General features: G+C 46.4%; 18 protein-coding genes, 3 pseudogenes and 1 riboswitch. Of the genes and pseudogenes, 10 read left to right on the top strand and 11 right to left on the bottom strand.

Features of this window, described 5'->3' with window-relative positions; genetic code table 11:
* Positions 1-7 precede the first annotated feature (7 nt).
* The gene (locus NYE38_RS02320; RefSeq protein ID WP_003156219.1) at positions 8-679 is read right to left on the bottom strand and encodes a response regulator; all 672 of its coding nucleotides are present in this window, start codon (positions 677-679) and stop codon (positions 8-10) included.
* A complete protein-coding gene (locus NYE38_RS02315) occupies positions 654-2,276 on the bottom strand; it encodes a sensor histidine kinase (RefSeq protein WP_014416956.1) in 1,623 nt (540 codons plus the stop codon). The genes NYE38_RS02320 and NYE38_RS02315 overlap by 26 nt, the downstream gene beginning before the upstream one ends.
* A gap of 80 nt (positions 2,277-2,356) precedes the next feature.
* On the opposite strand from NYE38_RS02315, the gene NYE38_RS02310 reads away from it, so the two are divergent.
* Complete coding sequence (locus NYE38_RS02310) at positions 2,357-3,409, top strand: TRAP transporter substrate-binding protein (RefSeq protein ID WP_017419232.1); 1,053 nt, start codon at positions 2,357-2,359, stop codon at positions 3,407-3,409.
* An 83-nt stretch (positions 3,410-3,492) separates the two neighbouring features.
* The gene (locus tag NYE38_RS02305) at positions 3,493-4,314 is read left to right on the top strand and encodes a manganese catalase family protein (RefSeq protein ID WP_003156225.1); all 822 of its coding nucleotides are present in this window, start codon (positions 3,493-3,495) and stop codon (positions 4,312-4,314) included.
* A gap of 23 nt (positions 4,315-4,337) precedes the next feature.
* Here NYE38_RS02305 and NYE38_RS02300 read toward each other — a convergent pair.
* The 4 genes and pseudogenes from NYE38_RS02300 to NYE38_RS02285 form a co-directional block, all read right to left on the bottom strand.
* Positions 4,338-4,696, bottom strand: a pseudogene (locus NYE38_RS02300) (YdbC family protein).
* Complete coding sequence (locus tag NYE38_RS02295) at positions 4,690-5,031, bottom strand: cupin domain-containing protein (protein WP_039252672.1); 342 nt, start codon at positions 5,029-5,031, stop codon at positions 4,690-4,692. Before NYE38_RS02295 ends, NYE38_RS02300 begins: the two are co-directional and overlap by 7 nt.
* Before the next feature lie 134 nt (positions 5,032-5,165).
* Entirely contained in the window at positions 5,166-5,537 is a 372-nt protein-coding gene (gene gsiB / locus NYE38_RS02290; RefSeq protein WP_012116853.1) for a glucose starvation-inducible protein GsiB, read from the bottom strand.
* Positions 5,538-5,637: 100 nt separating this feature from the next.
* Entirely contained in the window at positions 5,638-6,444 is an 807-nt protein-coding gene (locus tag NYE38_RS02285; RefSeq protein WP_003156231.1) for an EcsC family protein, read from the bottom strand.
* A 166-nt stretch (positions 6,445-6,610) separates the two neighbouring features.
* On the opposite strand from NYE38_RS02285, the gene NYE38_RS02280 reads away from it, so the two are divergent.
* The 3 genes and pseudogenes from NYE38_RS02280 to NYE38_RS02270 all read left to right on the top strand — a co-directional run.
* Positions 6,611-6,976 (top strand): multidrug efflux SMR transporter, encoded by a 366-nt coding sequence (locus NYE38_RS02280; RefSeq protein ID WP_017419236.1) that lies wholly within the window; start codon positions 6,611-6,613, stop codon positions 6,974-6,976.
* Entirely contained in the window at positions 6,973-7,380 is a 408-nt protein-coding gene (locus NYE38_RS02275; protein WP_014720748.1) for a DUF5360 family protein, read from the top strand. Before NYE38_RS02280 ends, NYE38_RS02275 begins: the two co-directional genes overlap by 4 nt.
* Positions 7,381-7,437: 57 nt before the next feature.
* Positions 7,438-7,653, top strand: a pseudogene (locus NYE38_RS02270) (DUF2188 domain-containing protein); the annotation flags it as partial.
* 58 nt (positions 7,654-7,711) lie between these two features.
* On the opposite strand, the gene NYE38_RS02265 reads toward NYE38_RS02270, so the two are convergent.
* Positions 7,712-8,065, bottom strand: coding sequence for a hypothetical protein (locus NYE38_RS02265; protein WP_007410203.1), 354 nt, complete (start codon positions 8,063-8,065; stop codon positions 7,712-7,714).
* A gap of 655 nt (positions 8,066-8,720) precedes the next feature.
* Here NYE38_RS02265 and NYE38_RS02260 point away from each other — a divergent pair.
* The 5 genes from NYE38_RS02260 to NYE38_RS02240 all read left to right on the top strand — a co-directional run bounded on the left by NYE38_RS02260 (position 8,721) and on the right by NYE38_RS02240 (position 12,435).
* Complete coding sequence (locus tag NYE38_RS02260; protein WP_088056325.1) at positions 8,721-9,998, top strand: Nramp family divalent metal transporter; 1,278 nt, start codon at positions 8,721-8,723, stop codon at positions 9,996-9,998.
* 105 nt (positions 9,999-10,103) lie between these two features.
* Complete coding sequence (locus NYE38_RS02255; protein WP_014416946.1) at positions 10,104-10,370, top strand: hypothetical protein; 267 nt, start codon at positions 10,104-10,106, stop codon at positions 10,368-10,370.
* A gap of 515 nt (positions 10,371-10,885) precedes the next feature.
* Positions 10,886-11,170: a hypothetical protein gene (locus tag NYE38_RS02250; RefSeq protein ID WP_014720743.1), complete on the top strand. Its 285-nt coding sequence runs from the start codon at positions 10,886-10,888 to the stop codon at positions 11,168-11,170.
* A gap of 96 nt (positions 11,171-11,266) precedes the next feature.
* Complete coding sequence (locus NYE38_RS02245; RefSeq protein WP_106068005.1) at positions 11,267-11,824, top strand: hypothetical protein; 558 nt, start codon at positions 11,267-11,269, stop codon at positions 11,822-11,824.
* A 380-nt stretch (positions 11,825-12,204) separates the two neighbouring features.
* The gene (locus NYE38_RS02240) at positions 12,205-12,435 is read left to right on the top strand and encodes a hypothetical protein (RefSeq protein WP_022552619.1); all 231 of its coding nucleotides are present in this window, start codon (positions 12,205-12,207) and stop codon (positions 12,433-12,435) included.
* A 161-nt stretch (positions 12,436-12,596) separates the two neighbouring features.
* Here NYE38_RS02240 and NYE38_RS02235 read toward each other — a convergent pair whose 3' ends face one another.
* The 4 genes and pseudogenes from NYE38_RS02235 to NYE38_RS02220 form a co-directional block, all read right to left on the bottom strand.
* Entirely contained in the window at positions 12,597-14,318 is a 1,722-nt protein-coding gene (locus NYE38_RS02235; RefSeq protein WP_014304370.1) for a pyruvate oxidase, read from the bottom strand.
* A gap of 57 nt (positions 14,319-14,375) precedes the next feature.
* Positions 14,376-14,822, bottom strand: a complete 447-nt coding sequence (locus NYE38_RS02230; RefSeq protein WP_017419242.1) for an NUDIX hydrolase — start codon at positions 14,820-14,822, stop codon at positions 14,376-14,378.
* A gap of 53 nt (positions 14,823-14,875) precedes the next feature.
* Positions 14,876-16,696: an APC family permease gene (locus NYE38_RS02225; RefSeq protein ID WP_025649980.1), complete on the bottom strand. Its 1,821-nt coding sequence runs from the start codon at positions 16,694-16,696 to the stop codon at positions 14,876-14,878.
* 156 nt (positions 16,697-16,852) lie between these two features.
* Positions 16,853-16,999: riboswitch (cyclic di-AMP (ydaO/yuaA leader) on the bottom strand.
* A 134-nt stretch (positions 17,000-17,133) separates the two neighbouring features.
* Positions 17,134-17,889, bottom strand: a pseudogene (locus tag NYE38_RS02220) (hypothetical protein); the annotation flags it as partial.
* Between the last annotated feature and the right edge of the window lie 22 nt (positions 17,890-17,911).

The raw sequence follows: 17,911 nt of genomic DNA, 5'->3' as shown, positions 1-17,911 counted from the left end.
GTCTCGGCTAGCGGACGAATTTGTAGCGGTTAACCGGCCGGCCCACTCCCCCGTATTGAATGTCGAGCTTAATCTGGCCGTCCTTCTCAAGAAAATCAAGATAACGCCGCGCCGTCACTCTGGCGATTCCGAGCGCTTTGGCGGCTTCTTCAGCTGAAAGCGGCTCCGTCTGCTGTTTCATATAGGTCAAAATTTCATTCATCGTAAAATGATTTAACCCCTTCGGCAGATCCCGGGACGGATTTTGCGGAATTTTAAGCAGCATGTCAAGCTGCTCTTGCGACATGGTGTCATGCTCTTCAATTTTCCGCTTATATTGTTTATAGTTTTCGAGCGCCTGTCTCATCCGCTCCAGCTTAAACGGCTTCAAAATATAGTCGGCCGCACCGTTTTGCAGCATAAGCTGGATTGTTTCTTTGTCTTTTGCGGCCGAGACAATGATGACGTCCACTTCGAGCTTTTGTTTTCTGATTTCCTGGAGCGTTTTAATTCCGTCTTTTTTCGGCATATATACGTCTAATACCACGAGCCCGGGCCGCAGATCTTTAATAAGCCTGATTCCCTCGTCTCCGTCAGCGGCTGTGGCGATGACGCTGAACCCCGAAACACCGGTGATAAATTCTTTATTCACCTCCTGCACCATCGGATCATCTTCAATAAGCAGCACCTTGATGTCCATCGAATGATTCCTCCCCCTTCATCGGAAATAAAATAGAAAATGCCGTTCCCTGTCCCTGCCGTGTGTCGACTTCAATAACGCCCATCCCTTTGTCGACGATTTGTTTGACGAGGTACAAGCCGTATCCCGTTCCTCCCGTTTTATTGACGGTAAACCCTTTGTCATAAAGGCGCGGGATGTGCTGATCGGAAATCCCGCTTCCGTTGTCTTCTATTAATATAGCAAGCACTTCATCATTTTGCTCGATACTGATGTCAATATGTTTGTCCTCCGTGTCCGCTGTTTCGAATGCGCCGAACGCATTTTCAATTAAATTGCCGAGCAGGACGACAATGTCATGCTGGTCGACATGCTCCGGAAATGCCGAGAAACTGCTGTTTTCATCAATTTTCACAGAAATGCCAAGCTCTTTTCCTCTTTTGATTTTGCTTAACAGCAGCCCCGCCGCAGCGTCATTCTGAATGGCCTGATGAAGAAAATCGGTGACGCTTTCTTGTTCTGATGATTCCTTAAAAGCAAGCTGGAGCGCTTTTTCTGATTTTCCGAGCTGAATGAGTCCCGCGATGGTGTGAAGCTTGTTCATATGTTCATGATTTTGGACTCTGAGCGCATCGACAAAATTTTTCACGCCTGTCAGTTCTTCCGCCATTTTCGCCGCTTCCGTCCTGTCCTGAAAAATGGCGACGGCTCCGATGACCTTCTTTTTCATGACGATCGGAATTCTGCTGCTCATGATCACCTTTCCGCTGACTTGGATTTCTTCATTATATACGGCTCGGTTCCGCTCGACGATCTCAGGGAGCCGCGAATCTTTTAACACGTCCCAGATCAGCCTGCCATCGGTCTCTTGTCTGACATTGAATATCTGCTTCGCTTTTTCATTAAAAATGGTGATGTGATGCTGATTATCGATCGCGATGACGCCCTCATTCATCGAATGAAACGTAGCGGTCCGTTCCTCATACATTCTCACGATCTCATGGGGCTCCAGCCAAAACATTTGTTTTTTGATGTGGCGGGCCAGCAAAAAGGAGCCGGCCAGTCCGAACCCGAGCGCCAGCAGAACGATAAACAGTATTTCATGTTTCAGCTGAAGAAGAATTTCACCGAATCCGGGCAGCGTTTTACCGGCCAGAACGACGCCGATCTGATTCAAATCCCGGTCTTTGATGGGATAAAAAGCGCGGACGGCGGTGCCGATCTCTCCCTTTGCTTCGGAAAAATAAATGTGCTCGGCGAACGCCGCGGCTTCGTCCTCACCCCTTGAACGCTTTCCGATCATTGTGCTGACGGGATGTGAATAGCGAATATGATCCATATCCATAACGACGATGTAGTCCGCTTCATTGATGATCCTTATTTCTTCGACCGCATGGCGCACGTCTTCCCTTTGTTTTTTCTGCTCTAGGGCGCGTTTGACATCGGTCATCTCAGATACCGTCCGCGCGGTATTCATCAGCCGTTTTTTCAGCTCGCGCTCCTCTGTATGCTGAATATTGCCGATCAGCACGATGCCGACGATCAAAAAGGTAAAAAGCACGACGATATACGAAAGTATGGTGATTTTCCAGCGGATGGTGAGCTTTTTTTTCGTCATTGGCCTCTTCCTTTCCGTCTCTTTACGAAAACGGCCCGCCCGATTATGCTTGTTATAGAAAATGGCGGAGGGGGTTTTCGATGAAAAGCTTGCTGACTTGTCTCAGCCTGATGGTACTCGGTATCGGAACCGCTTTATTCATCGGCTTTCATGATCGTTTCTCAACGGAAGAACCGTATTATGATGACGAACAGGAAGGCCTGAAAGATCAAATCGTTTTCAAATTCAGCCATGTCGTTGCTGAGAACACGCCTAAAGGGCGGGCGGCGAATAAGTTTGCGGACCTTGTCTATCAAAAGTCCGGCGGCACCATTAAAGTAGAGGTGTTTCCAAACGGGAGCCTCTATTCAGATAATGAAGAAATAAACGCCCTCCAAAACGGGGACGTGCAATTCATCGCTCCCTCCACCTCAAAGCTCGGATCACTGTCTCCCGAATGGGGTGTTTTGGATCTGCCGTACGCGTTTACAAACTATAAAGCCGTGCAAGAAGGCCTCAACGGCAAAATCGGCACACGCCTGTTCGCTTCATTAGAAAAGCATCATTTGAAAGGACTGGCGTACTGGACGAACGGGTTTAAGCAGCTCACGTCAAATAAAGGGCCGATCTTCACTCCGGACGATTTGAAAGGACAGGCGCTCAGGATCATGCCGAGCAGCGTGATCGAAGACCAGTACCGTCTGCTCGGCGCGCACCCGCGGCAGGATTCCTTTAATTCCACGTTTCAGCTCTTGGAAAGCAATCTCGTAGACGGAGAAGAAAATACGATTTCAAATATCTATTCTAAAAAATTTTATAATGTTCAAGATTATTTGACAATCAGCAATCACGGGTACCTCGGTTATGCCGTGATGACCGACGAGCATTTCTGGAATTCGCAGACAGAAAAAACGAAAACCATCTTAACGGAGGCGATGAGAGAAACGACGGAATGGAACGAAGCCTCCGCTGAGAAAATGAATAAAGACCAGCTTGAAGAGATAAAGAAGAATTCATCCATTCATATTCATGTGCTGAGCAAAGCGGAAAAGAACACATGGATGAAACGCCTCGACCCGATTTACGGACAATATGAACAGGTGATCGGCCGCGGGCTTGTGCAGGATTTGTTATCCTTGCGCCGCGAGCCTTAGCAGGACCAATACGCCCATCTCCGTTTCATCCCTTTTCCCGCCGGGGAAGTAAATAGGGACAGATCAAAAAAGGAGATGGAGACATGTTTACACATACGAAAAAACTGCAGCATCCGGCTAAACCGGATCGTCCTGATCCGCTGTTCGCAAAAAAGATGCAGGAAATTTTAGGGGGACAATACGGGGAAATATCCGTCGCCATGCAATATTTGTTCCAAGGATGGAATACACGGGGCAATGAAAAATATAAGGATCTTCTGATGGATACCGCGACGGAAGAAATCGGCCATGTCGAAATGATCGCGACGATGATTGCGAGACTGTTAGAAGACGCCCCGCTGGCAGAGCAGGAAAAAGCGGCTGATGATCCGGTCATCGGGTCCATTTTAGGCGGGATGAATCCGCATCATGCAATTGTCTCAGGACTCGGGGCAATGCCGGAGAGCAGCACGGGCGTTCCGTGGAGCGCAGGCTATATCGTCGCAAGCGGAAACCTTCTGGCAGACTTCCGCGCCAATCTGAACGCCGAATCACAAGGAAGGCTTCAAGTCGCACGCCTGTATGAAATGACCGATGATAAAGGCGTGAAAGATATGCTCAGCTTTTTATTGGCCCGCGATACCATGCATCAAAACCAATGGCTTGCGGCCATTAAAGAATTAGAAGAACAGGAAGGTCCGATCGTTCCTTCCACATTCCCGAAGGCGCTGGAAAAACAGTCATTCTCCCATAAGCTTATTCATTTCTCAGATGGAGCAGAAAGCGCTGAACAAAATTGGCTGAAGGAAACAGCGCCGGACGGAGAACCATTTGAATACGAAAAGGAACCGAAAGCGCACGGCGAAATAGCTAAGCTGGACCCCGTCCCGCCGTATGTCCACAACACGCTTCCCGGACGAAAATAAAAAAGCCTCTAAAGGGGCTTTTTTTATTTGCGCACAACTGTCCAGTCCGGTTCGTATCGGATGTCCGGGTGATGTAACAGCTCGTGAATGACAGGTTCATCCCCCTCGTACAGCATCACTTCTATTGAAAGAATTGAGCCTTCTGCTCGTTTTCTTCGTATATGCGGTCATGTTCGTTCTCCATAAAATCATCATAGGCCTGTCTGTTCTCCCAAACACTGATGATCTCTGCGATGAACAGGCCGTCTGCGTTTTTCCGCCAGCCGCCGGCCTGTTTGACGAAGCCATTTACACATGATAATGCTCTCCACCTTGACTGTGCTTGCCCAAATGCTTCAGCGTTTGCAGCGTCTGTTTCACATACAATCTTTTTGATCAGCATGACCGTTCCTCTGTGATGACTGTTTTCGCATGCGTATGCTCGACACAGAGATTCACGGTTCTGACGTAAGAGCGGGTGCGGTGAATCGTGCCTTTCGGGATGAGCAGGCTGTCATTTGCTTTGAGCACTGCGGTTTCTTTGTCCTTAAAATCGATCAGCAGCTCACCTTCCAGAACGATGAACCATTCATCTGAGTCAGGGTGATGGTGCCAGTCATATTCTCCCGTAAATACTGCGAGGCGCACACAGTGGTCATTGATCTCCGCGATTGAAAAATTGGCGTGTTTTTCTTTGACTTTATTGGCGATAGCGAGCAAATTCAGCATGTCAGACACGAGTGAAAAACCCCTTTTTCATTTTATTGTATCGTAACGGCGGCTCAGATCAAGATTTTCCCAAAATAAAAAGCGATCCAGCTGATGTGCCGGATCGCTTTTGATCTGCAGGTTGTCTGCCTTTTATGCTTTTATTAGCTGCTTCGTCTGTTTCCGCCTTTTTGGCCGATTTCCTTATAAAAATCTTTGTCATGATTTTTGCTTGTAGCTTCTCCGCCTTTTTGGCCGATTTCCTGATAGAATTCCTTGTCATGGTTATTGCTTGTGGCTTCTCCGCCTTTTTCACCGATTTCCTGATAGAATTCTTTGTCGTGATTTTTGCTTGTGGCTTCTCCGCCTTTTTCACCGATTTCCTGATAGAATTCTTTGTCGTGATTTTTGCTTGTGGCTTCTCCGCCTTTTTGACCAATTTCCTGATAGAATTCTTTGTCATGGTTATTGCTTGTAGCTTCTCCGCCTTTTTTACCTGCTTCTTCTCTGCTCATTTTGTTATTATCTTGTGCCATTTTTGAATTCCTCCTTTAATTGGTGTTGGTTGTTGGTTTCCCGATTTCAGAACTGCTAAACAAAGAAAACACATTGAATGTGTTTGCGGGTGGTTTTTTATCATTCTGTATCGTTCATGCGTTTTAGAATCCGGCGTTTTTTATAAAGCATGATGCCTGTTTCCGCGATGCTTTCTAAAGCTGAACGGTTGGCGGACGCGCCGAAGATGATGCCTGCGGCCGGAACCATTTGCAGCAGTTTTTTCGCGGCGAACGTATCGCGGTAGCTGTAAACGACTTCCCGCCAGCCTTGGATTTGCGAGGCGACGCGCTGATAGGTTTGGTCGTTTTGATCATATTGCCGTAAATCTTGCAGGATCGCTTTTTTTCCGATGACGTCACTGGATGCAAGCTGAAGCAATTTGACGATAAACACGCGTTCTTTTTTGTCTTTCGGATCAAAGCCGTAAGCAACCGCGATGTCTTGCAGCGTCTTTAAGGACAGGCCGAGCATCGCCGGAATGTCTGCCGCAAGCGTAAACACGCCGCCGACTCCCGTTGCGGCTCCCTGCACCGTCGCGGCCTTTACGCTTGTACGCGCTATGGCTTCTGCGATTTCGTCCATGACGGCAAGCGGCGCATTGCGGATGTCGTGAAGCGTTTGACATGTACCGTGCGGCAGCCGTTTTTGAAACTTTTTCATGATGCGCTTTTCTGATGTAAGGTACTGTCCGCCTGACTGAATAAACGTTCCCGTTTCATCGAGTATGAGTCCGATTTTCCTCTGAATAAATTGCGGTGTCAGCTTGTCCAAAAGCTGAAACGGCAAGCGGGTGAATGTTTGCCAGAACATCGCCCTCTGCTGCGCCTTTTCCCATTTTTGAATGTCTCTCAGTTGTCTTTCCAGATCTGTCCGTTCTTCTGTCACCCGTCCTGCACGCCCTTTCTGATTTCTTTCTACATAGTATACCTTTATGGCGTTTTCTTTTTACACCCGGCCGGACTTTTTATCCGGAAAACATTCCATTGTTTAATTTTCTTCAAATTCTATATATTGTATAATTTTGAATAATACGATTGAAGGAGAATGCTGAATGCAATGGATTTATTTAAGTTTAGCGATCATTTTTGAAGTATTGGGTACGGTCAGCATGAAATTATCAAATGGATTTACAAAACTTGTCCCAAGTATTTTATTATTATTGTTTTATATCGGCAGCCTTTGTTTTCTTACTTTGACTTTGAAATATATAAGTGTCTCCATCGCATATGCGGTCTGGTCGGGAATGGGGATCGTGCTGATTTCCATGATCGGAATTTTTTTCTTTCATGAACAGTTCTCTGTCATAAAAGCTGTCTCTGTTCTTCTGATCATCATCGGTGTCGTTTCCTTAAACTTTATTTCTGAAAGTGAAACGTCATCAAACGGCATCAGCGTTCATACGGACAGAAACAGATGATGAAAGGGTTAAAGGTTCTCTTCCTCATTACAGATATTGGATTTATCGTTTATTGGATTGTTACTTTTTTTGAGTGGATTCCAAAAAACATGGTGTTTAAAGATTATGATAACGCCATGATCATGGCCTGGAACTGGTCATTCTTTCCCTTAGATATTTTCATTTCGATAACCGGGCTGTACAGCTTGTTTCTTTATAAACGGAAACATGCGTTATGGCGCCCTTTCGCATTAATATCACTTGTGCTGACCTTTTGTTCAGGCCTGCAAGCGATTGCCTTTTGGGTATTTATCGGTGATTTTGATCTTATGTGGTGGGCATTCAATCTGTACTTGCTTCTTTATCCTTTATATTTTATTCGGAAATTGCTGGTCTCTCATAAAAATAGCTGTCATTCTTTTTGATGAGGCGGTTTTCTTTTTCTTCAGGCGGGAAACACTTTTCATAAAGGAGTGATAGACATGCCTTGGTCTATGAAGGATTATCCGCAATCATTGAAGAATCTCGAGGAACCTGTGAAGAAAAAAGCGATCGAAATCGCGAATGCGATGATAGATGAGGGTTATGAAGAAGGACGGGCCATTCCCATTGCGACAAGTCAGGCGAAAGAGTGGAAAAAAAACGCTTCTAAGGAAGAAATCGATCAGCTGATGAAACACGATGATGAAACGAAACGCGGAAATTGAATCGGAATAAAGGAAAAACCCCGCTCTCAAGAGAACGGGGTTTTTCTGATTATAAACCGTAATAATAAGATAGTGTGGTGACTGAAACGTAGCCTGTCGCTCCTGCATACGTGACTTTCAGCCATTTATTAGAATTAGTGTAGTGGCCTTGAACATATTCTCCGGTTACCCAAGAACCTGTAATTTTTTTACCGCTTGAGAATGTTGTGATCGTTGAACAGCTGACCTTAGAGCATGAGCGCATATTAGCACCGTAAATACCGACTGTACCCCCGCTGGCTAAAATGGAAACGTCCGGTTCAGCTTTAGGTTTGAAAGCTGCTGCTGATGCAGAGCCGCCAAAAGCGAATAAAGAAACAGCAAAAATCATGGCTAAAGAAATGATCGACAAACGACGTACCAGGAAAATTCCCCCTCTTTTATCATATGGCTGGAAAGCTTTCCTGACGTTATTATACTTTTTTGCCCGGGAGACTGAAATAAGTCTAATGCTCCAACTTCTTTTCTTCGCAAGTGGCCATGCCGATTCTTTAATTGATAGATAACAGCGGTTTATTGGACTGGAATCACTGATATATCGTTGATTCAAACGTTTATTCAGAGCGGCCGGAGTTTTTCCGGAGGTCATTTGAATGGTACAGAAAGGTTTTATCTTCCAATGGAAAGAAACATTATTATTCTATTTACCCGGGAAAACGGAGGAAATACAGCGTCTTTTTCTCAAATCAGTTGGGCGGACAGAAAGTTGTGAAGTGATATGGGCAAGTGTCCTCTTTTCACCTTTTTAAAAGAACGCTCCACGCATCCGCGCATGATCGGACGCGGAAACACGCTTTGCGAACGGCATCGCTTCTTTCCCGGAACGATGCCGTTTTCATTTTCGGACCTTTCTTCGGCGGGATACATATCATAGATAAAACAGGGCATCAATGTACCGGTTTATTGAACATAAAGAACTTGACATCTCATAATAGCGGATTTATGATGTAGATAAAATAATTTGCATCTAGGAAACTTTTTGTTATTTAGCTAAAAATCTATCGGAATTTAGGTGAGACATAATGAGCAAAGACATCTCAGCACAATCACTGCAATCAAAAGCCGTGCAGGATGCACTTGACGGCAAAAGCAAGGGATTCAAGCGGCTTCTGCCTTTTTTAGGCCCCGCCTTTATCGCGGCGATTGCCTACATTGATCCGGGAAACTTCGCTACGAATATCTCAGCTGGTTCGAAATATGGGTATATGCTGCTGTGGGTCATCCTCTTTTCAAACTTGATGGCTTTTTTAATTCAAGTTCTTTCCGCGAAGCTCGGCATTGCCACGGGTAAAAACCTTCCGGAAATCGCCAGAGACCGGTACCCGAAATGGGTATCCGCCGGGCTGTGGATACAGGGTGAACTGGTAATTATGGCAACTGATCTGGCAGAATTTATCGGGGCGGCGCTCGGGCTCAACCTGCTGTTCGGCATACCGATGGTTGAAGCGGCCATTATCGCGGCGATCGGATCATTCGCGATTTTAGAGCTGCAGCGCAGGGGTTACCGGGCGCTGGAAGCGGGCATCGCCGGACTTCTGTTTGTCGTGGTGATCGCCTTCGCTCTGCAAACCTTCTTTGCCAAACCTGACGCCGCCTCCGTTCTCGAAGGGCTGTTTATCCCGAAAATTGACGGAATGGACAGTGTGCTCTTGGCAACCGGGATACTCGGCGCAACCGTGATGCCGCATGCCATTTACTTACATTCCGCACTGACACAGCGCCGTGTCGTCGGAAAAACGGATAGTGAGCGGAAAAAGATTTTTAGATTCGAGACGATTGACATTCTCATCGCGATGGTGATCGCCGGGGCGATTAACGCAAGCATGCTCATCGTCGCTGCCGCGCTTTTCTTCAAGAACGGGCTGTATGTAGAAGATTTAGACGTGGCTTATCAGCAATTCGGCCACTATATCGGGCCGGCTTCAGCCATTCTCTTCGGGATCGGGCTGCTGGCCGCAGGGCTTTCAAGCTCTTCTGTCGGCACATTGTCAGGCGATATTATCATGCAGGGCTTCATCCGTTACCGTATCCCGCTTTATTTGCGGCGTTTCATTACCATCATTCCGCCGATGATCATCATTATCTCGGGGGTCAACGCCACAGAAGCGCTCGTATGGAGCCAGGTCGTTCTTTCATTCGGCATCGCCTTTGCGCTCGTGCCGCTGATTATGTTTACAAGCAACAAACGCCTGATGGGCGCCCTGACGAACCGAAAATGGGTGACGGCTCTCGCCTGGCTGATTGCGGTTTTGGTGATCGCGCTTAATCTGTTTGTGATCTACGATTCCTTCCGTTAGAAAAAAACCGGCCATAGCGGCCGGTTTTTCTTTTAGCGCCGGGTGCCGTTCGTATCTTTTTCCGGGCGTTTTTGGTATGATAGAAGAAAAATCGGAGTTTTGCTTATGTCAGTATTTATCCTTTTTTATCTGTGGATTGTGCCGATTGTCATCGGCATCTTCTGTTCTCTTTTTGCTTATCGGACAACGGGTAAGAAACGTCTGATTCCCGGCTTTTTGATGATCGCATTAAGCATCGTTTCCTTAATCACGGGGCTTTGGATCGGCGGGGTGAACTATCATGTGTTCATCGGGGGCATGTTTTTATTCGGTACGTTATTGGCCGGCTCCGCCTTCCCGTTTTTCTTCGCTCTTTCACGCAAACGAAAATAAACAGGCATGCCGCCTGTTTATTTTTATTCATTAACCCTGAATTATAAACCGCTCCGATAATGTGATTCCGCCTCAATCAGCCTGTACATGTGTTATATAGGCTTCAGCCCATGTCCCATCATCGAAACTGCAGCCAAAATGAATCCTGCTAAAGAAGATTTTGAATTATAAGAAAAATACTGTATGAAAATCCTATTTACCCCAAAAATACCTATTGATAGAATGGTATCTGAGAGGGGAAATGTTCAAAGCGGATCATATCGGTCCCGCCTAAATACATAGACTTTCATTTCTCTCTACACTACATTTCTAAAGGAGGATTTCCCATTAGACACGCAGCTAAAGGCATTCTGTTTGCCGCATCTTTAGCCCTTGTAACTACTGCTTTTGTCCCCGCATCCTTAGCTAAAGAAAATCATAATAATACTGCCAATGCCACTGGAACGACCAAATCATTTTTTTATCAGACTGATACGCAATTTTCCTACGGACTTAAAGCACAAAGCGATGCATCTGTGTCAAAACCAGTCAAAGATGTAATCAGAGAAGTGCTGAAAAATAAAACAAAATTATTCAATCTTGTTGAAAAATTAGCAGGAAAGAAAATAAGAAATGAACTCGAATCCGTTTTCAATCAACACATAGAACCGGTTTTAAAGAAAATGCTGAACGAGTATGTCGCCTTAAGCTGGACTGACGTGGAAAAGAATCTTTATCTTTCACTTAAAAAGTCCGGACTTTCTGACAGTCAGGCTAAAAACCTCGCTCATTTGACAACTTTAGCAATGAAAGCATTTTAAAATCATTCATAAATGATCGTCAGGAAAATACGTATGAAGTAAATGCAAAGTGCTGTTAGATTCACTCTAATAGCACTTTTTCATTGGAGATGTCACATGACTGTCTTTTTTACTGTTTTGCTCACTTTCTTATGCTGCCTTGTGATTTCATCTCTTATTTTTATGATTCTATTAAAAAAAGAGATCGTGGATACACCGCCAAACCGCTTAGCTCATGCAGCATTCATCGTACTTATTGGATTCTCTCTGTTCTTCGCTGTGACTGTCCCCAGCCTGATTATTTGTTTTGCAGCTGTAACAATACATCATTTTTTCGGAGAATATATCATATATGGTTCACTTTCAGACTTATACATATTTTCTGTCGTCGTCAGTATTTTAGCTTTAGTTTATATGCTTATCCTTACGGCAATTGTAAAAGGAATGACTCATGTTTTGACATTGCCTGCTTGGTCAGCCTATATCCTTGAATTCATTTTTGCATGGGCTGCTGTTTACTTCTCAATTCAATACGTTTCCAATCATATCATTGAGAACATATCTATATTTCAAGGTGGAGAAGTGCTTCTTTCATTGTTCATCACTTTCTTATTTTCGGGATTGGATATCCTTTTCACTAATTTGGATAAGATCACAAAAGAGAAATTAGGCTAAGGGGGTAACAAATATGAGGATCATGACATATATATCTTATTTTTCTATTTCTTTAGTTTTGCAGGTGGTATGGCTGCTATTAATAAAAGATACTCCTAATATATTTCTGATAGATATGATTACGGTGTCCTTCTTATTCACCCTCTTTATGTTCATCTTAGATCAAATTTCCAAAAAAAAGCGGACACATTAGGGACTGTTTTTTAATAATCCTCGGGCTTCTCTTTCGTTTTGAAATGATTCCGGATCTGGGGATGTTGCGGCGAACCGTTCATTAATGAATAACACCAGCCTCTGTAAAATACTTCTCCTTTTATATAACATCCTGACTTTTCCGTCATATATTCAAACGAAAAAACTGCAAAAGGAAGTAATGAAACATGATATTGTTTATTGGCAAGTTCATGTTGCTCTTTTTATTCTGTTCGCTGGCATATTATTTGTTTAAAATTGTTTATTACAATATAGGGAAGAACATTGCGCTTAAAACCCCGAAAGGGACAAAGACAAACCGTACGGCACTTGTGTTTGTCAAAAATGGAACTACACTGAATGATGGAGATTACTTTATGATCGCTGTTGTGACCGCTCTCTGGCTGTTCTTGAGATGAATTGCACTGGTCCTTCACGAGTTTTTTGATCAGCCATCGCTCGCTAGCCGTGGCTTTTCACAATCTCCGTTTTCGTTTAGGACGGCTATATGCAAGCAAGCCGCCCAACAAAAAAATAAACAGGCATGCTGCCTGTTTATTTTTTTATAAGCGCCGGCTTCTTAAAACAGCCGTTTTAAGCTTTTCTTTAGAGACGGCATTTCGATTTTTTGGTTTTCAAAGAAGTTTTTCAGCATGTATTTGCTGAAGCCCTTCGCTTGGCCGTAAGTGATTTTTCCCGGAAGCGGCGGCTCGTCGCCGATGACGGCGTCGATGACGACCGGCTCATTTGAGTTGAGCGCTTCATGAAAAGCGGGAGCCAATTCCTCGTGTTTCGTCACTTTGATGCCTTTTGCCCCGCAGCTTTCTGCAAAAGCGGCGTAATCCATATTTTGCAGCTGGGTGACGTAGTCAATGTTGCCTTTGACCCGCTGTTCATATTCAATCATGCCTAAATTTTCGTTGTTTAAAACGACAACCGTAATCGGCAGTTTGTATTTAACAGCCGTCGGCAGATCCTGCATCACCATTGAAAATCCGCCGTCTCCGCAAATGGCGATGGACTGCCGCTCAGGTTCGGCAAGGCTTGCGGCAATCGCTCCCGGAAGCCCGCATCCCATCGTGGCGAGCCAGCTTGAGACGATAAAGTCCTGCTTCTTCATCTTAAAATGGCGGGCCATCCACACCGTAACCGTTCCGACATCCACTGACAGGACAGCGTCCTCTGCGGCGGCATCCTGAAGCCGGGCAATGACCTGCTGCGGCTTGAGCGGATGAGTCGCTTCAGTTTCATCCTTTTCGATTTCCTTCCACCAATGCTTCATGTGCTCGGTGCAGGCGTCCAAAAATCTTCTGTCTTCTTTATATTCAATGTATTCCGTCAGCTCTTTCAGCCCCAGAGCCGCATCACTGACGATTCCCGCATTGACGGGATAGCGCTTGCCGATTTTCGCCGGATCCGAATCAAGCTGAATGGCAGGCGTATCATCCGGGAGATAATCCCTGTATGGGAACGATGTGCCGAGCATGATCAGCAGATCGCATTCCTCCATTGCTTCGTAGGCGGGCTTTGTGCCGATTTGCCCGAGATTCCCGAGAAAGTGGGGATGGCTGTCAGGCACGACGCCTTTTGCCGGAAGGGTAATGACAATCGGAGCGGCCGCTTTATCAGCGAATGCGAGCAGCTCCTCTTTTGCTGATTTTAACCCTTGGCCGGCGAGAATGACCGGTTTTTTTGCGTTGTTAATATATTGCGCGCATGTCACGAGATGTTCTTTTTTCGGCTCTATATCAGCTTTGAGGTATATCGGCGATGTGTAAACCGGCTCCCGTTTGATTTTTTGCGCGAATAAATCATCAGAAACGGTTAAAACGGCAACGCCTTTTTTGCTGTAAGCCGTGCGGATCGCCTGATTCAGAAGATCGGGCAGCGCTTCTGCCGTATGTACTTGCTGGTTGAATACCGCCACGTCCTCAAACATTTGCTCTAATTTGATTTCCTGAAAGCTGTCACGGCCGATTTCATCGGAAGCCACCTGTCCCGCAATCGCCAGCACCGGAACGCCGTCCGCTTTGGCGTCGTATAAACCGTTCAGCAGATGAACGGCCCCCGGTCCTGCGATTGAAAGGCAGACACCGATCTGCCCGGTCAGTTTTGCCTCAGCCGCGGCGGCCAGGGCTGCGACTTCTTCGTGCCGGGTTTGGATGAATGTCAGGTTATTTCGTTCATGTCTCAGTTCTTCGATAAATTCATTAATGCTGTCTCCGGGAATGCCGTATATATGACCGACTCCCCATTGTTCAAGCAGCTCCGTCATTACGTGTCCTGCTGTTTTACTTGGCATACTGCATCCTCCTTTTACCTGTATTCATCCCCTTTTTCATACGGGTTGAAACACGGGCTATACTCTCAGCTTTTTTCTCAGCAGATCAAGGATGGATAACAGATTTCGGTCTTTAAGGACTGCCTTACGATTTGCCGCCCCATTGAGTCCGTCTTTTATTTGGAGTTTCCTGTTCGGCACCATGAACAGCGGCAGCCGGTTTGGGGAAAACCAGCGTAATGCGGCGGTTTCCGGCCCGTTCATCAGCGGTGTTCCTCCGGTAATGGCTCCGATGAAGACATGTTGTGTATCTTCAAATGCCGGCCTTTCATACTCACCGGCTTTTTTTATGATGGTCACGTTATAACCGGTTTCTTCGAAGGCCTCTCTTACGGCTGCGGATTCAGGTGTTTCACCTTCTGCGATCCTGCCCCCGGGCAAATCCCATAAGGGAATGTCTTTTCGTTTTACGAGCAATATGTCCCGCCCGTCATTTTGAATGATGACAAAAGCGCCTTGAGCCATGGCGTCCTCCTTTACAAAAAAGACCGCGGCATTTCAGCCTGCGGTCTTTGCCGTTACTTTTTAAAATGATACGGCAGGGTGGCGACGATTATGTCCTTCTTCCAAAACAGCCGGACTCGGAGCAAGAAGGCTGATTGGTTGTGAAGGATGGTCTGCCAGCGTTTTTTCGTAATGAATTGCGGAAACAGCACCATCACGGAGAACTGTTCTTTTTTCGCTTTTTGTTCGACCGTTTCTAAAAACTTATCAAACGGGTGAACCAGACTGCGGTATGAGGAATGAAGGGTGACGAGGCGGACGCCGTTATGAAGTTCTTCCCAGCGCTTTTCCACCTTTTTTTCGTTTTCTCTGTCAAAGGAAACATGAACCGCAATGACCTGATCCGATAATGATTTCGCATACTGAATCGATTTTTGGACGACGGTGGTGACACCGGCGACAGGCACGATGACGACGGTTCCCCTGATTTCCTCAGGCTGCTGATCAACGACCCGCAGCTGTTCGCCGACCGCGGTGTAGTGATTTTTAATGACGAAAAACAGCATGACGACAGCAGGCATGAATAACAGCACCGGCCAGACAAGATTGAACTTCGTCGCGAATAAAATACACAGCACCATAAATGAAATGGCGGCGCCGCATGAGTTGATCAGCATTTTTACCGCCCAGCCCTTCGGCTTCTGCCTGATCCACTTGATGCACATTCCCGTCTGCGACAGCGTAAACGGAATGAACACGCCGACGGCATAAAGCGGAATTAAATGTTCCGTGCGGCCGCCGAATAAAAGAATGAGCAAGATGGACGCGATACCGAGAAAGATGATTCCGTTTGAAAATCCTAATCGGTCGCCTCGTACCGTAAACATTCTCGGCATATACTGATCGCGCGCTAAATTAAACGCCAGCTGCGGAAAAGCGGAAAAGCCCGTATTCGCCGCAAGCACGAGAATCAAGGATGTAACGCCTTGAATGAAATAATACACCGTATGGCGGCCGAAAGTTTCCGCGGCGATTTGCGAAATAACGGTTTCGTCATGCTTCGGTCCCGTGCCGTATCCGTACGCCAGCACCGTAATCCCCGTAAATAAGATCGCCAGCAGAATCCCCATCATGGCCAAAGTGCGGGCCGCGTTTTTTGCCGGAGGATTTTTAAAGGCCGGGATCGCGTTTGAAATGGCTTCCACACCGGTCAGTGCCGAACAGCCGGATGAAAAGGCCTTCAGCAGCAAAAACAGCGTGATGCCCGCCACGGGTGTGCCGATCGGCGTGTGTTCGGCCGGATGAACCTGGCCCGTCATGAGCTTAAACAGTCCGACGACGATCAAAAGGACAAGCGCCGCCACAAACAGATAGACGGGATACGCCAAAATGGACGCCGACTCTGACAGTCCTCTCAAATTTAAAATCATAATCAGAATTACAAGCAAAACAGCAATGAGCAAATGATACGGGTGCAGGGCCGGAAATGCCGATGTAATGGCGTCAGTTCCGGCAGAAATGCTTACCGCCACCGTCAGAATATAATCAACAAGCAATGAGCCGCCCGCAATCAGACCCGGCTTCTCACCAAGGTTTTCTTTTGAAACCATATAAGCGCCCCCGCCTTGCGGATAAGCGTAAATAATCTGTCTGTAGGACAGAATCAAAGCTAGCAGCAAAATGAGAACACCGGCTGCGATCGGAATGGAATACCAAAACGCGGCCGCGCTTACCGCAGCCAAAATGATCAGAATCTGTTCCGTTCCGTAAGCAACTGATGACAGCGCGTCTGAAGAAAGCATGGCGAGCGCCTTGAGTTTCGTGAGTTTCTGCTCTCCGGCCGCCTGTGATTTCAGCGGTTTCCCAATCAAAAATCTTTTGATTGAATGGTACATTTGTTGTTTTCCCCTTTTTTTCATTTTCCGTTTGATTTACAAACCCTTACTGCTATGATGTCTCCGAATAACGATTGCATGCCATATTTCAGCACAGCAAAAAGACACAGAGGCAAACGGATGCCCCTGCGCCATAATCGTGCACAGGTTTCATTCATCTCCTCTCATGAACGCTTACGAGGTTAGCTGTCGGATTCGGGCTGATGAGAGTTGGCCCTACCTGAAAAAGGATTCACCCCAAGCGGCATCACGCGCCGCAAATTGGTTCCCCCGCTCTGATTACAGATTAAGCGATATAGATTATAAAAGAGATCATACTCCCGTCCCGTTCAGTTGTAAAGGGGCTTTTATGCTGTTTCAAAAATAAAAAAACCGCCGCCAAAAATGGAAATGAAAATACAAAAAAAGAGGCCTGTTAACGGCCTCTTTTTCCTTCATTACTCTTCGCTTTTTTCATGATCCGTTTTTCTTTTTTTCCTTCTTGCCGTCAGCCAGATCAGACCGGCCGCAATGATCATAAGCGCCGCGAAAACAGCAATATACGTAACGTTCAGTGGTGCGGAACGGCTTTTCGTATCAGCCGCCGGACTGCTGTCATCGGACTTGATTTGCTGATGATTCGAAAACAGCTGCCGGCCGGCCGTTTCGTTAATGACGGTTGCGGCATCGCTTGTGCTGTCTAAAAAGCTGATCAGCTCTTTTGTGACAGACGCGCCGCTTCCTGATAACGGAGCAAAAACAGCGATGCTCCGGCCGGAGTCCCAAGGTGATTCCTGGGTAAACGCGACTTGTTTCGTTGTCTCATTCAGCATTTGAAACGAAGAAACATCGTACGCGCCGCTGCGGTCTGAGGGCACGAGAAGCTTAGAAGCGTTTGATTTCAAAAGCGGAATTTGCGGCAGGCCTCCGATAAACACAACATTCCGGCCTTTGGCATCCGCTTCCTTCATGTCTGATGCCGTCTTTACGGTAAAGCCGTTTCCGAATGAATCCGCCACCAGAGAAAGCTCTTTCAGTGTCTGCATGTTTACGTCATCCGGGATGACGATCACTGTTTTCTCTTTCCCGCCGCCCGCAAACGGGAGCGGCCATTGCCCGAAATCAGCTTTCTGCGCCGCATCGCTTACCGGATACGTCAGCGTGCTGCTTTTATCAATATAGACCCATTTGTTTTCGTCACGGTCGATACACGGATATCTCGGCAATAAAGATAAA

Source organism: Bacillus sp. EU63 (genome assembly GCF_038592915.1).
GTDB lineage: Bacteria > Bacillota > Bacilli > Bacillales > Bacillaceae > Bacillus > Bacillus velezensis.
Note: the sequence above shows the minus strand (reverse complement) of the source record. Positions and strands in the feature narration are given on the sequence as shown.